Below are 13,832 nucleotides of genomic sequence, written 5' to 3'. Positions count from 1 at the left end.
CACGAGGGACTAGATTCGATGTATGGCGGACTCGAAGCGCGAGATCGAGCGGAAGTACGAAGCCACCGGCGACACCCGGCTGCCCGACCTGACCCGGGTGGCCGGGGTCGCGGCCGTCCAGCACCTCGGCGTCAGTGAACTCGACGCCGTCTACTACGACACCGAGGACCTCCGGCTCGCCGCCGACCACCTCACCCTGCGCCGCCGCACCGGCGGCGCCGACGCCGGCTGGCACCTCAAACTCCCGGTCGCCACCGGCGTCCGCGACGAGATCAGGGCCCCCCTCTCCGACGCCCTGCCCGCGGAGCTGGCCGGCCTCGTCCGCTCCCGGGTCCGTGACAGCGCCCTCGTCCCCGTGGTCCGGCTCCGCTCCGCCCGCGACGTCCACGTGCTGAAGGGCCCGGACGGCACACCCCTCGCCGAGCTCAGCGTCGACGAGGTCCGGGCCGAGCGGCTGCACGGCGGCAGCCGCGCCACCGCCTGGACGGAGATCGAGGTCGAACTCGCCGACGACGGCGACCCCGCGTTCCTCGACGCCGTGGAGGAACGACTGGGCGAGGCCGGGGTGCGGCCCTCCACCGCCCCCTCCAAACTCTCCCGCGCCCTGGCCGAGACGTCCCCGGGCGACGAGGGGCAGGAGCCCGCCGCCCGCCCGCGCACCGCGGGCGACCACGTCCTCGCCTACGTACGCGAACAGATCACCGCGATCGTCGCCCTCGACCCCGCCGTGCGCCGGGGCCTGCCCGACGCCGTGCACCGGATGCGGGTCGCCACCCGCAGGCTCCGCAGCACCCTGCGTACGTACCGCAAGGTCCTCGACCGGACGGCCACCGACCCCCTCGGCAAGGAGCTGAAGTGGCTCGGGGCGGAACTCGGCGTCGACCGCGACCAGGAGGTCCTCGACGCCCGCCTGCACAGCCGGCTCGACGCCATGCCCCGCACCCTGGTCCTCGGCCCGGTCGACGCCCGGCTGCGGATCTGGTCCACGGCCCGCCGCAACGGCTCCCGCAACCGCCTCGTCGCGGTACTCGACGGCGCCCGCTACCTCACCCTGCTGGAGAGCCTGGCGGCGCTCCGCACCGCCCCGCCCCTGCTGCCCGCGGCCGCCGGGCCGCCCGGCAAGACGCTCGCCCGCGCCGTGCACAAGGGCCACAAGCGGCTGGCGGGCCGCATGGAGCACGCCCTGGAACTGCCGCCTGGATCCGAACGCGACCTCGCCCTGCACGACGCCCGCAAGGCCGCGAAACGCGCACGGTACGCGGCGGAGGCGGCCCGCCCCGCCCTCGGGAAACCGGCCAGGAAGTCCGCCAAGCGGCTGAAGGCCCTCCAGAAGGCCCTCGGCGACCACCAGGACAGCGTGGTCGCCCGCGAGGCCCTGCGGGCCCTCGCCGTCCAGGCCCACGCGGCGGGGGAGACCTCCTTCACCTGGGGGCTGTTGTACGGGCAGGAGGAGGCGGCCGCCGGGGCATCCGAGCGGGAGCTGCCCGGAGTGTGGGCCAAGGCCGTGCGGGCGGACTTCCGGACGGCGTCCGGAAGCTGAGCAGCGCGGTACGCTGGATGGTCACCCCTGCCAGCTCTCGAAAGTTCGCGATGTCTGTCGATTCGGTCTTCCCACAGCTCGAAGCTCTGCTCCCGCATGTGCAGAAGCCCATCCAGTACGTCGGCGGTGAGCTGAACTCCACCGTCAAACCGTGGGACGAATGCGACGTCCGCTGGGCCCTCATGTACCCGGACGCCTACGAGGTCGGACTCCCCAACCAGGGCGTCATGATCCTGTACGAGGTGCTCAACGAGCGCCAGGGCGTCCTCGCGGAGCGCACGTACAGCGTCTGGCCGGACCTCGAAGCGCTGATGCGCGAGCACGAGGTGCCGCAGTTCACCGTGGACGGCCACCGTCCGGTCAAGGCGTTCGACGTCTTCGGGCTCAGCTTCTCCACCGAGCTCGGCTACACCAACATGCTCACCGCCCTGGACCTGGCCGGCATCCCGCTGGCCGCCAAGGACCGCGGCCTCGACGACCCGATCGTGCTCGCCGGCGGCCATGCCGCGTTCAACCCCGAGCCGATCGCGGAGTTCATCGACTGCGCGGTCATCGGCGACGGCGAGCAGGCGGTCCTGGAGATCACCGAGATCGTCCGCGCCTGGAAGGCCGAGGGCCGCCCCGGCGGCCGCGAGGAGGTGCTGTTCCGCCTCGCGAAAACCGGTGGCGTCTACGTCCCCGGCTTCTACGACGTCGAGTACCTTCCCGACGGCCGTATCGGCCGCGTCGTGCCCAACAGGTCCGGCGTGCCGTGGCGGGTGTCCAAGCACACGGTCATGGACCTCGACGAGTGGCCCTACCCCAAGCAGCCGCTCGTCCCGCTCGCCGAGACCGTGCACGAGCGGATGTCCGTGGAGATCTTCCGCGGCTGTACCCGCGGCTGCCGTTTCTGCCAGGCCGGCATGATCACGCGCCCCGTGCGGGAGCGAAGCATCACCGGCATCGGCGACATGGTGGAGAAGGGCCTCAAGGCGACGGGCTTCGAGGAGGTCGGGCTGCTCTCGCTCTCCTCCGCGGACCACACGGAGATCGGTGAGATCGCCAAGGGCCTCGCCGACCGCTACACCGAGGACAAGATCGGCCTCTCGCTGCCCTCCACCCGCGTCGACGCGTTCAACGTGGACCTGGCCAACGAGCTGACCCGCAACGGCCGTCGCTCCGGTCTCACCTTCGCCCCCGAGGGCGGCTCCGAGCGCATGCGCAAGGTCATCAACAAGATGGTCTCGGAGGAGGACCTCATCCGGACCGTCGCCACGGCGTACGGCAACGGCTGGCGTCAGGTGAAGCTGTACTTCATGTGCGGTCTGCCCACCGAGACCGACGACGACGTCCTGCAGATCGGCGACATGGCGGTCAACGTCATCGCCAAGGGCCGCGAGGTCTCCGGACAGAACGACATCCGCTGCACCGTCTCCATCGGCGGCTTCGTCCCCAAGCCGCACACCCCCTTCCAGTGGGCCCCGCAGCTGAGCGCCGAGGAGACCGACGCCCGGCTCACCAAGCTCCGGGACAAGATCCGCGGCGACAAGAAGTACGGCCGCTCGATCGGCTTCCGCTACCACGACGGCAAGCCCGGCATCGTCGAGGGCCTGCTCTCCCGCGGCGACCGCCGCGTCGGCTCCGTCATCCGCGCCGTCTACGAGGCCGGCGGCCGCTTCGACGGCTGGCGCGAGTACTTCAGCTACGACCTGTGGATGAAGAGCGCCGAGAAGACCCTCCCCGACTTCGGGGTGGACGTCGACTGGTACACCACCCGCGAGCGGACCTACGAGGAGGTCCTGCCCTGGGACCACCTGGACTCCGGTCTCGACAAGGACTGGCTCTGGGAGGACTGGCAGGACTCGCTCGACGAGACCGAGGTCGAGGACTGCCGCTGGACGCCGTGCTTCGACTGTGGGGTGTGTCCTCAGATGGACACCAGTATCCAGATCGGCCCGACGGGCAAGAAGCTGCTGCCGCTGACCGTCGTGAAGTGACCGCGACAGTGACGTGACACCGCCCGGCCCAGGCCGGGTGACAGCTGTGTGACGAAGGCCCGGCCGGGGAAACCCCCGGCCGGGCCTTCGCGTCATGAGGTGCATGGAACACGGAAAGCACCAGGCGCCCGCGCGGTACGAGAGCGGTGAGGGCTGCCTCACCACGCTCGTCAGGATTCCGGTGAGGATCGTCGTCCTCGTCCTCGTCCTGCCGGTGCGGATGGCCTGGGACGCCCTGGTCGTGGGAGCCCGTGCCGCCGACCGGATGCTGCTGCGTCCGCTGGGACGGGCGCTGGTGTGGGGCATCGAGGTGCTGGTCGCGATTCCGGCCCGTTGGCTGTACGCACAGGTGCTGACCCCCCTCGGGCACGGGCTGCGGTGGCTGGCCATGGCGGTGTTCGTGTGGCCGTGGGCCGCGCTGTGGCGGTACGTCGTGGTGCCCGGGGTGCGGTACGGGATCGTGGTGCCGCTCGTGTGGCTGTACGAGCAGGTCCTCACCCCGCTCGGGCACGGGCTGCGGTGGGTCCGGCGGGCGCTCCTGCTTCCGGCCGGACGCGGGATCGCCGCTGCCGTGGGGTGGCTGCTGACCGTCGTGCTCGTCATGCCGGTCGTCCTCCTGTGGCGCCACCTCCTGAGACCGCTCGGCCTGGCCGTCGCCTGGCTGCTGGAGCACCTGATCGTGCTGCCGCTCGTGTGGACGTACCGGGAACTGCTCACCCCACTGGGCCACGGCATCGCCTGGCTCGTGGATCTGCTGGTCCGCGGCATCGGGGCCGGCCTCCGCGGGCTGGGGATCGCCCTCGGGTGGCTGGTCACGGTGCTTCTCGTCACTCCGGCGGTCTGGGTGTACCGCCGGGTCCTGACCCCGGTGGGCCGGGAGATCGCCGCCGCGCTCGCCGTCGCCTGGCGGGTCGCCGGGTTCATTTCACGGGCCTTCGGCCGGGCGCTGGCCTGGCTGGCGTGGCATCTGGTCGGGGCACCGGTGACCTGGGCCTACCGCACGGTGTGCACCCCGGTCGGTCACTTCCTGCGCGACGCGGTCCTCGCCCCCGCCGCGCGCGCCGCCCTCGCGGTGGGCCGCACGGCCCGGCAGACGCTGCGCACGGCACGCGAGACCGTCCGGCAGGCCAGGCGCGACGCGTGGCGGGCCCTGGTCGGCGGGCCGCGCGAACCCGAGCCCCGGGAACCGCGGAGGCCTCTTGCGCGTACTCTGGGTGATACGCAACAAGCGACGACCGTGCCCAGCGCGGCGCCCGAACCAGAGATCTCCCTGCTCGGACAGAAATCCGTCCCGCAGGGGTGAGCCGGACCGGACGCCCCGGGGACACCGTATTTCGAGGGCGGCGTGCCACCGCGTCCGCCCCGCACCGAGGAGAAGAACCACTGGGCAAGCGACAGCCCGAAGGCCCGCCGCCCGCACCGGCAGTGCAGCGCATCCGACTGCGCTACACCAAGCGCGGCCGCCTCCGGTTCACCAGCCATCGAGACTTCCAGCGTGCCTTCGAGCGGGCGCTGCGCCGCTCCGAGGTGCCCATGGCCTACTCGGCGGGCTTCACCCCGCACCCCAAGGTGTCGTACGCCAACGCCGCACCCACCGGTACGGGCAGCGAGGCCGAGTTCCTGGAGATCGCCCTCACCGAGGCCCGGGACCCGGGCACGTTGCGCGAACTGCTCAACGACTCGCTGCCGGACGGTCTCGACATCACCGACGCCGTCGAGGCCCGCACCTCGGGTCTCGCCGACCGGCTCACCGCCTCCATCTGGGAGATGCGGCTGAACGGGGTCGCCGTGGAGGACGCCGAGAAGGCCGTGGCCGCGTTCAACGCGGCCCCGAGCGTCGAGGTCGAGCGCCGTACGAAGAACGGGATGCGGAGCTTCGACGCGCGCGCCGCGGTCGTCGACCTGCAGGCCCTTGATCATCAGCCTGATAGGCCCGGGGACAAGGCCTGTGCGATACTGCGGCTGGTTGTTCGGCACGTGACACCTGCCGTTCGGCCTGACGACGTCCTGTCCGGTCTCCGCGTTGTGGCCGACCTGGCGCCGCCGGTCCCCGCAGCGGTGACCAGGCTGGCGCAGGGGCTCTTCGACGAGGAGTCCGGCACGGTGACCGACCCGCTCGCGCCCGACCGCGAGGCAGCCCCGGCCGCGCCAACCACGGCCACCGGGACCGCCGTCGCGACGGCGCCTGAAGGTGCAGGTTCCGCGTAAGGCGGTCGTCGTAGCGCAGCCCTCGGACTCGGGAGCCACCTGGGCCGGGCCGCGCGCCGACCCATAAGACTTTCGCCAGGCCGTGCGCACACCGCGTAGGGAACCGGCGAGCCAGACATTCAGCCCCTGTGCGGCGCCCGCGCCCCGGACGGCGGTACCGCGTACACCACGCGGACCGTGCCGGACCGGAATCAGACGCGGCGCCCGGGGGCGCGACGGGAGAAACGCCCGCATGTCCCAGCCCATCGAACCCGGCACGACCGGGAACGCAGAAGACAGCAACACCCCCGGCGACAAGCTGCCGCCGCGCCGCAGGCGCCGCGCGGCGTCCCGCCCGGCGGGTCCGCCGACGGCGGGCGCGCAGGTTGGAGCCGAGGCTCCGGCCATACCGGCCGTTGACGCCGGAGTGTCGGAGACCAGCACCGAGAACACCACCGAGGCCGAGGCCGCGCCGCCCGTCCGTGCGCGCCGCCGCGCCGTCCGCAAGGCCACCGCCCCCGCCGGCGCGCCGCAGGCCGCCGAGACCGTGGAGGTCGTGGAGCCGGTCGTCGCGGCCGCGGAGCCGGTCGAGGAAGAGGCCGTGGAGCCGGTCGAGGCGCCGCGTGCGCGTCGCCGCGCGTCCCGTAAGGCGACCGCTCCGGCGGGTGCGCCGAAGGCCGCCGAGGTCGTGGAGCCGGCTGTCGCGGCCGCGGAGCCGGTGGAGGAAGAGGCAGAGGCCGTGGAGCCGGTCGAGGCGCCGCGTGCGCGTCGCCGCGCGTCCCGCAAGGCGACCGCCCCCGCCGGTGCGCCGCAGGCCGCCGAGGTGGCCGAGATCGTCGAGGAGGCCGTCGCGGCCGAGGCCACCGAGCCCGCCGTCGCCGAGTCCGCCGTCGCCGAACCCGCAGTCGCCGAGGCGCCGCGTGGCCGTACCCGGCGCAGGGCGTCCGCCCCCGCCGGTGCGCCGCAGGCCGCCCGGACCGAGGCCGCCGCCGAGCCGGCGCAGCCGGCCGAGGTCACCCCGACGGCCGAGGCCGTCGAGTCCGACGAGCCGGTCGAGGCCCCCCGCGGCCGTCGTCGTGCGTCCCGCAAGGCGACGTCCCCCGCGGGCGCCCCGCAGGTCACCGAGGCCGTCGAGGAGCGCACCGAGGTCCAGGCGGGCGAGAGCCTGCCCGAGGCAGCCGTGGAGGAGCTGGCCGCCGAGACCGCCGAGGTCGAGGAGGCCGCCCCGCGCGGCCGTCAGCGCCGCCGGGCCACCGCCGCGGCCGGCCGGCCCGAGTTCACCGGCAAGGTGGAGGAGCCCGCACGCAAGAGCCGCCGGGCGACCCGCCCCGCCGTCGCCGTGTTCCAGGCGCCGGTCTTCGCCGAGCCGATGTTCCAGACCCCGGAGACCGCGGCCGCAGCCGCGGCTGCCGCCGGTCCGGCCGCGGTCGACGAGGAGCCCGAGGACGAGACCGTGACGGTGGAGGAGCAGACCGCCCCCGCCGAGACGGCCGCCCCCGCCGAGGCCGCCGCGCAGGGCGGTTCGCGCCGCCGTCGCCGCCGCCGCGGTGAGGCCGCCGAAGCCGAGCCCGCCGCAGCGCCCGCCCCGGCCGCAGCTCCCGTCCAGGAGCAGGTCGAGGACGAGCACGAGCCGGAGAGCGAGAGCGACGCCGAGCAGGACGGGGAGGAGACCGACGAGTACGGCGACCGCCCGTCGCGCCGTCGCCGTCGGGGCGGCCGTCGCCGTCGCCGCGGCGAGTCCGCCGAGGACGACGTCGTCGAGCAGCACGTGGACGACGCCGCCGAGCGTCCCGAGGACGAGCACGAGGGTGCTCAGGAGCCCGAGGACGAGGGCGACGACGAGCAGGACGACCACGAGCCGGGCGCCTCCGGATCCAGCAGCAGCCGGCGCCGTCGCCGCCGTCGTCGTCGCAGCGGTGACGCCTCGTCCGACGCCGAGAACGGCATGGACGACCCGGAGCGCACGGTCGTCAAGGTCCGGGAGCCGCGCAAGAAGGAGGAGCGCGAGCCCGGCACCGGCTTCGACGAGGTCCAGTCCATCAAGGGCTCGACCCGCATGGAGGCGAAGAAGCAGCGCCGCCGCGAGGGCCGCGAGCAGGGCCGCCGGCGGGTGCCGATCATCACCGAGGCGGAGTTCCTCGCGCGCCGCGAGGCCGTCGAACGCGTCATGGTCGTACGCCAGAACGGCGAGCGCACCCAGATCGGCGTCCTCGAGGACAACGTGCTCGTCGAGCACTACGTCAACAAGGAGCAGGCCACCAGCTACGTCGGCAACGTCTACCTGGGCAAGGTCCAGAACGTCCTGCCGTCCATGGAGGCCGCCTTCGTCGACATCGGCAAGGGCCGCAACGCCGTCCTGTACGCCGGTGAGGTCAACTTCGAGGCGCTCGGCATGGCCCACGGGCCGCGCCGCATCGAGACCGCCCTCAAGTCCGGCCAGTCCGTCCTCGTCCAGGTGACCAAGGACCCGATCGGTCACAAGGGCGCCCGCCTGACCAGCCAGGTCTCGCTCCCCGGCCGCTACCTGGTCTACGTGCCCGAGGGCTCGATGACCGGGATCAGCCGCAAGCTGCCCGACACCGAGCGCGCCCGGCTCAAGACCATCCTCAAGAAGATCGTCCCCGAGGACGCGGGCGTCATCGTCCGTACCGCCGCGGAGGGCGCGAGCGAGGACGAGCTGCGCCGCGACGTCGAGCGGCTGCAGCAGCAGTGGGAGGACATCCAGAAGAAGTCGAAGAGCAGCGGCAGCTCCAACGCGCCGACGCTTCTCTACGGCGAGCCGGACATGACCGTCCGGGTCGTCCGCGACATCTTCAACGAGGACTTCTCCAAGGTCATCGTCAGCGGCGACGACGCGTGGGAGACCATCCACGGATACGTCTCGCACGTGGCGCCCGACCTGACGGACCGGCTGTCGCGGTGGACCTCCGAGGTCGACATCTTCGCGACCTACCGGATCGACGAGCAGCTCATGAAGGCGCTGGACCGCAAGGTCTACCTGCCGAGCGGCGGCTCGCTGGTGATCGACAAGACCGAGGCGATGGTCGTCGTCGACGTCAACACCGGCAAGTTCACCGGGCAGGGCGGCAACCTCGAGGAGACCGTCACCAAGAACAACCTGGAGGCGGCCGAGGAGATCGTGCGTCAGCTGCGGCTGCGCGACCTCGGCGGCATCGTCGTCGTCGACTTCATCGACATGGTGCTGGAGTCCAACCGGGACCTGGTGCTGCGGCGTCTGCTGGAGTGCCTGGGACGCGACCGTACGAAGCACCAGGTCGCCGAGGTCACCTCGCTGGGCCTGGTCCAGATGACCCGCAAGCGGGTCGGCCAGGGTCTGCTGGAGTCCTTCTCCGAGACCTGTGTCCACTGCAACGGGCGCGGCGTGATCGTGCACATGGAGCAGCCCACCTCGATCGGTGGCGGTGGCAGCGGCAAGCGTTCCAAGAAGCGCCGTGGCGGCTCGGGCCAGGACCACGAGCACGAGCACGAGCACCTCTCCGAGGTGGAGACCGAGGTCGAGACCGAGGCCGAGGTGGCTGCGGAGGTGGCTGCTCCGCTGGCGCTTCCCGAGCCGGAGTTCGTCCCGGACGAGGAGCTGTACAGCAGCCCGGCCGAGGCCGAGGCGGCCGCCTCGCGCGGCCGTGGCCGCCGCCGTGCGACCCGTAAGGCGACTGCCCCGGCCGGCGCCCCGAGGTCCGCGTCCGCCCCGGCCCCGGTGGCCGAGCCCGTCGTGGAGCCGGAGCCGGTCGTGGAGCCGGAACCGGCCGCCGAGCCGGTCGCCGAGGCGCCGGCCGAGGCGCCGCAGGGCCGTACGCGCCGGCGGGCGACCCGCAAGGCGACCGCCCCGGCGGGTTCACCGGCTCCGGCCGCCGAACCCGCTCCTGTCGCCGAGCCGGTCCCGGCAGCCGAGCCCTCCCCCGTCGCCGAGGAGCCGGTGTCCGACGCCGACCCCGTCGCCGCGGAGGACCCGGTCGTCGAGGCGCCGCACGCCGAGGCCCCCGCCGAGGAGCCGGCCGCACCGCCGCGTGCCCGGCGCCGGGCGACCCGCAAGGCCACCGCGCCCGCCGGTTCGCCCGCGGGCGCCGAGGACGCCGCGGTCGTCGTGGTGACGTCCGCCGAGCCGGCCGCCGAGCCGGAGTCCGCCACCGAGGCCGAGACCGAGGCCGAACCGGCCCCGGCCAAGAAGGCGGCCCGCAAGACCGCCAAGAAGGCCACGGCCAAGAAGGCGGCCGTCAAGAAGACGGCGGCCAAGAAGACCGTCGCGAAGAAGACGACGGCCAAGAAGGCGGCGACGAAGAAGACGGTGGCGGCCGAGCAGTCGTCGGCCTCCGTCACGGCCACGGCCGACGAGGCCTGACCTCCTCGCACCGCGCGCGACGCAGTCGGACCGGCCCCTCCACGGGGCCGGCCGGCTGCGTTCCGGTGCCCGGCCGTCCCGCACCCCCACACGGAAGTCCAGCACATGCACAAGATCCAGAAGGCGGTCATACCGGCCGCCGGGCTCGGAACCCGGTTCCTGCCGGCGACGAAGGCGACTCCCAAGGAGATGCTGCCGGTGGTCGACAAGCCGGCGATCCAGTACGTCGTGGAGGAGGCCGCCGCCGCCGGGCTGAACGACGTGCTGATGATCACCGGACGCAACAAGCGCGCCCTGGAGGACCACTTCGACCGGAACTACGAGCTGGAGTCGGCGCTGACCCGCAAGGGCGACGCCGACCGGCTGGTCCGGGTCCAGGAGTCCAGTGATCTGGCGACCATGCACTACGTGCGGCAGGGCGACCCCCGGGGCCTCGGCCACGCCGTCCTGTGCGCGGAACCGCATGTGGGCGCCGAGCCCTTCGCGGTCCTGCTCGGCGACGACCTGATCGACCCGCGCGACCCGCTGCTGGCCCGCATGACGGAGATCCAGGAGCGCGAGGGCGGCAGCGTCGTCGCCCTGATGGAGGTCGCGCCCGAGCAGATCCACCTGTACGGCTGCGCCGCGGTGGAGGCCACCTCGCAGGAGGACGTCGTCCGCGTCACCGGACTGGTCGAGAAGCCCGAGCCCGGGGACGCCCCCAGCAACCTGGCGGTCATCGGACGCTACGTCCTGGACCCGGCCGTCTTCGGAGTGCTGCGGGACACCGAGCCGGGCCGGGGCGGCGAGATCCAGCTGACCGACGCGCTGCAGCAGCTGGCCGCCGACGAGAAGCTCGGCGGTCCCGTGCACGGTGTCGTCTTCCGCGGCCGCCGCTACGACACCGGTGACCGCGGCGACTACCTGCGGGCCATCGTCAGACTCGCCTGCGAACGCGAGGACCTCGGTCCGGACTTCCGGACCTGGCTGCGCGGCTTCGTGGCCGCCGAGCTCTGAGCGTCCGACCCGGCCGACCCGCACGCACCCCCCGAGACATCCGCACCAAGGACCAAGGAGAACCCTCATGATCGGCATGATTCTGGCGGCCGGCGCAGGCCGCCGCCTGCGCCCCTACACCGACACGCTTCCCAAGGCCCTGGTGCCGGTAGGTCCCGAGGGGGACGAGGAGAGCCTGACCGTCGTCGACCTGACACTCGGCAACTTCGCCGAGGTCGGTCTGACCGACGTCGCGATCATCGTCGGCTACCGCAAGGAGGCCCTGTACGAGCGCAAGGCCGCCCTGGAGGCGAAGTACGGCGTCACGCTCACGCTGATCGACAACGACAAGGCCGAGGAGTGGAACAACGCCTACTCCCTCTGGTGCGGCCGTGACGCCCTCAAGGACGGCGTCATCCTCGCCAACGGTGACACCGTGCACCCGGTCTCCGTCGAGAAGACGCTGCTCGCCGCCCGCGGCGAGGGCAAGAAGATCATCCTCGCCCTCGACACGGTGAAGCAGCTCGCCGACGAGGAGATGAAGGTCGTCGTCGACCCCGAGAAGGGCGTGCGGCGGATCACGAAGCTGATGGACCCGGCCGAGGCCACCGGCGAGTACATCGGCGTCACCCTCATCGAGGGCGATGCGGCCGAGGAGCTGGCCGACGCTCTGAAGACCACGTTCGAGCGTGACCCGGACCTGTACTACGAGGACGGCTACCAGGAGCTCGTCAACCGCGGCTTCAAGGTCGACGTGGAGCCGATCGGCGACGTCAAGTGGGTGGAGATCGACAACCACGAGGACCTGGCCAAGGGCAGGAAGATCGCGTGCCAGTACTGACCCGGCTGATACCCGCGCCGGTCGTCGTCGACATCCGGGCCGGCGCCCTGGCCGATCTGGCGGGTGTCCTCGCCGATCAGCGGATCTCCGGTTCGGGCAAGCTGGCGATCGCGATCAGCGGGGGTTCCGGCCGGGCGCTGCGGGAGCGGCTCTCGGACAGCCTGCCGGGTGCTTCCTGGTTCGAGGTGGGCGGCGGCACGCTGGACGACGCCGTCAGACTCGCCGAGGCCATGAAGTCCGGCCGGTACGACGCCGTCGTCGGCCTCGGCGGCGGCAAGATCATCGACTGCGCCAAGTTCGCCGCGGCGCGCGTCGGGCTGCCGCTGGTCGCCGTGGCGACGAACCTGTCCCACGACGGTCTGTGCTCACCGGTGGCCACGCTGGACAACGACGCGGGCCGCGGCTCGTACGGTGTCCCGAACCCGATCGCCGTCGTCATCGACCTCGACATCATCCGTGAGGCGCCGGTCCGTTTCGTGCGGTCCGGGATCGGTGACGCGCTCTCGAACATCTCCGCGGTGGCGGACTGGGAGCTCGCCCACCGGGTCAACGGCGAGGACATCGACGGACTGGCCGCCGCGATGGCCCGGCAGGCGGGCGAGGCCGTCCTGCGCCACCCCGGGGACCTCGGCGACGACGGCTTCCTCCAGGTGCTGGCCGAGGGCCTGGTGCTCACCGGCATCTCGATGTCGGTGGCGGGGGACAGCCGTCCCGCCTCCGGCGCCTGTCACGAGATCAACCACGCCTTCGACCTGCTCTTCCCCCAGCGCGCGGCGAGTCACGGGGAGCAGTGCGGTCTGGGCGCGGCGTTCGCGATGCACCTGCGCGGCGCGCGCCAGGAGTCCGTGCGGATGGCCGGGGCGCTGCGGCGCCACGGCCTGCCGGTCACCGCGGAGGAGATCGGGTTCAGTGCCGAGGAGTTCGTCCAGGTGGTCGGCTACGCGCCCCGGACGAGGCCCGGCCGCTACACGATCCTGGAGCATCTGGACCTGTCCCCGGACGCGATCCGGGACGCCTACGCCGACTACGCCGCGGCGGCCGCGGCCTGAGACCGGGCCCGGCGCGGGGCCCGGTTTGACCGGGCTGCGCAGGGCCCGTAATCTTGACCGTCGGCGTTTGTTCGCCACACCTCTGAGCACTGACCTCCCGCTCGTACGGGAGAGGCCGCTCGTCCAATCCGGATCGTCATGGGTCCCCGGACCCGTGTGAGCGGCTGGCATCAGGGGTTTCCGCTTCGAGTGAGAGTGAGATCCGCGTGTACGCCATCGTGCGCAGCGGTGGTCGCCAGCACAAGGTTGCTGTCGGCGACATCGTTGAGGTTGACAAGATTCCCACCGCCAAGGTTGGCGACACGGTAGAGCTCTCTACCCTGCTCGTTGTCGACGGCGACGCCGTGACCAGCGACCCGTGGGTGCTGGACGGCATCAAGGTCCAGGCCGAGATTGTGGACCACCACAAGGGCGCGAAGATCGACATCCTTCGCTACAAGAACAAGACCGGCTACCGCCGTCGCCAGGGTCACCGCCAGCAGTACACGGCGATCAAGGTCACCGGTATCCCCGCGGCTGCGAAGTAAGGGACTGAGGAGACATGGCACACAAGAAGGGCGCATCGTCCACCCGGAACGGGCGCGATTCCAATGCTCAGCGGCTCGGCGTGAAGCGCTTCGGCGGTCAGGCCGTCAACGCCGGTGAGATCCTGGTCCGCCAGCGCGGCACCCACTTCCACCCGGGCACGGGCGTCGGCCGTGGCGGCGACGACACGCTGTTCGCCCTCGCCGCCGGTGCGGTCGAGTTCGGCACGCACCGCGGCCGCAAGGTCGTGAACATCGTTCCGATCGCCGGCTGAATTCGGCGCTCGTAGAGCGGTATGACGTGGAGGCGGACCTCACTTCCTGTTACGGGAAGTGGGTCCGCCTTTCGCGTGTTGCTCCTACAGGGGCGCACGAGCGACACC

At 72.3% G+C, this 13,832-nt stretch carries 10 protein-coding genes; all 10 read left to right on the top strand.

What is annotated here, in order from left to right:
• Nucleotides 1-22: 22 nt before the first annotated feature.
• The 10 genes from ABZ454_RS10065 (at nt 23) to rpmA (ending at nt 13,724) form a co-directional block, all read left to right on the top strand.
• Nucleotides 23-1,540 carry a CYTH and CHAD domain-containing protein gene (locus tag ABZ454_RS10065; protein ID WP_359536998.1) on the top strand — a complete coding sequence of 506 codons (1,518 nt, stop codon included), beginning with the start codon at nt 23-25 and terminating at the stop codon, nt 1,538-1,540.
• A gap of 50 nt (nt 1,541-1,590) precedes the next feature.
• On the top strand, nt 1,591-3,516 hold the full coding sequence (locus ABZ454_RS10060; RefSeq protein WP_356323481.1) for a TIGR03960 family B12-binding radical SAM protein: 1,926 nt from the start codon (nt 1,591-1,593) through the stop codon (nt 3,514-3,516).
• A gap of 103 nt (nt 3,517-3,619) precedes the next feature.
• On the top strand, nt 3,620-4,819 hold the full coding sequence (locus tag ABZ454_RS10055; protein WP_359536995.1) for a hypothetical protein: 1,200 nt from the start codon (nt 3,620-3,622) through the stop codon (nt 4,817-4,819).
• Nucleotides 4,820-4,941: 122 nt separating this feature from the next.
• A complete protein-coding gene (locus ABZ454_RS10050) occupies nt 4,942-5,724 on the top strand; it encodes a TIGR03936 family radical SAM-associated protein (protein WP_359536993.1) in 783 nt (260 codons plus the stop codon).
• 232 nt (nt 5,725-5,956) lie between these two features.
• Entirely contained in the window at nt 5,957-10,060 is a 4,104-nt protein-coding gene (locus tag ABZ454_RS10045; RefSeq protein ID WP_359536991.1) for an Rne/Rng family ribonuclease, read from the top strand.
• A 105-nt stretch (nt 10,061-10,165) separates the two neighbouring features.
• On the top strand, nt 10,166-11,056 hold the full coding sequence (gene galU / locus ABZ454_RS10040; RefSeq protein ID WP_359536990.1) for a UTP--glucose-1-phosphate uridylyltransferase GalU: 891 nt from the start codon (nt 10,166-10,168) through the stop codon (nt 11,054-11,056).
• Nucleotides 11,057-11,123: 67 nt separating this feature from the next.
• Nucleotides 11,124-11,876, top strand: coding sequence for a phosphocholine cytidylyltransferase family protein (locus ABZ454_RS10035; protein ID WP_356323471.1), 753 nt, complete (start codon nt 11,124-11,126; stop codon nt 11,874-11,876).
• Nucleotides 11,864-12,925, top strand: a complete 1,062-nt coding sequence (locus tag ABZ454_RS10030; protein WP_356323469.1) for an iron-containing alcohol dehydrogenase family protein — start codon at nt 11,864-11,866, stop codon at nt 12,923-12,925. The genes ABZ454_RS10035 and ABZ454_RS10030 overlap by 13 nt, the downstream gene beginning before the upstream one ends.
• A 206-nt stretch (nt 12,926-13,131) precedes the next feature.
• Nucleotides 13,132-13,452 carry a 50S ribosomal protein L21 gene (gene rplU / locus ABZ454_RS10025; protein WP_018551604.1) on the top strand — a complete coding sequence of 107 codons (321 nt, stop codon included), beginning with the start codon at nt 13,132-13,134 and terminating at the stop codon, nt 13,450-13,452.
• Between the two features lie 14 nt (nt 13,453-13,466).
• The gene (rpmA, locus tag ABZ454_RS10020; protein WP_018103204.1) at nt 13,467-13,724 is read left to right on the top strand and encodes a 50S ribosomal protein L27; all 258 of its coding nucleotides are present in this window, start codon (nt 13,467-13,469) and stop codon (nt 13,722-13,724) included.
• Nucleotides 13,725-13,832: the final 108 nt, after the last annotated feature.

Origin of the sequence: Streptomyces sp. NPDC005803, from assembly GCF_040630435.1 — a bacterium.
In the GTDB taxonomy this organism is placed as follows: domain Bacteria; phylum Actinomycetota; class Actinomycetes; order Streptomycetales; family Streptomycetaceae; genus Streptomyces.
Note: the sequence above shows the minus strand (reverse complement) of the source record. Positions and strands in the feature narration are given on the sequence as shown.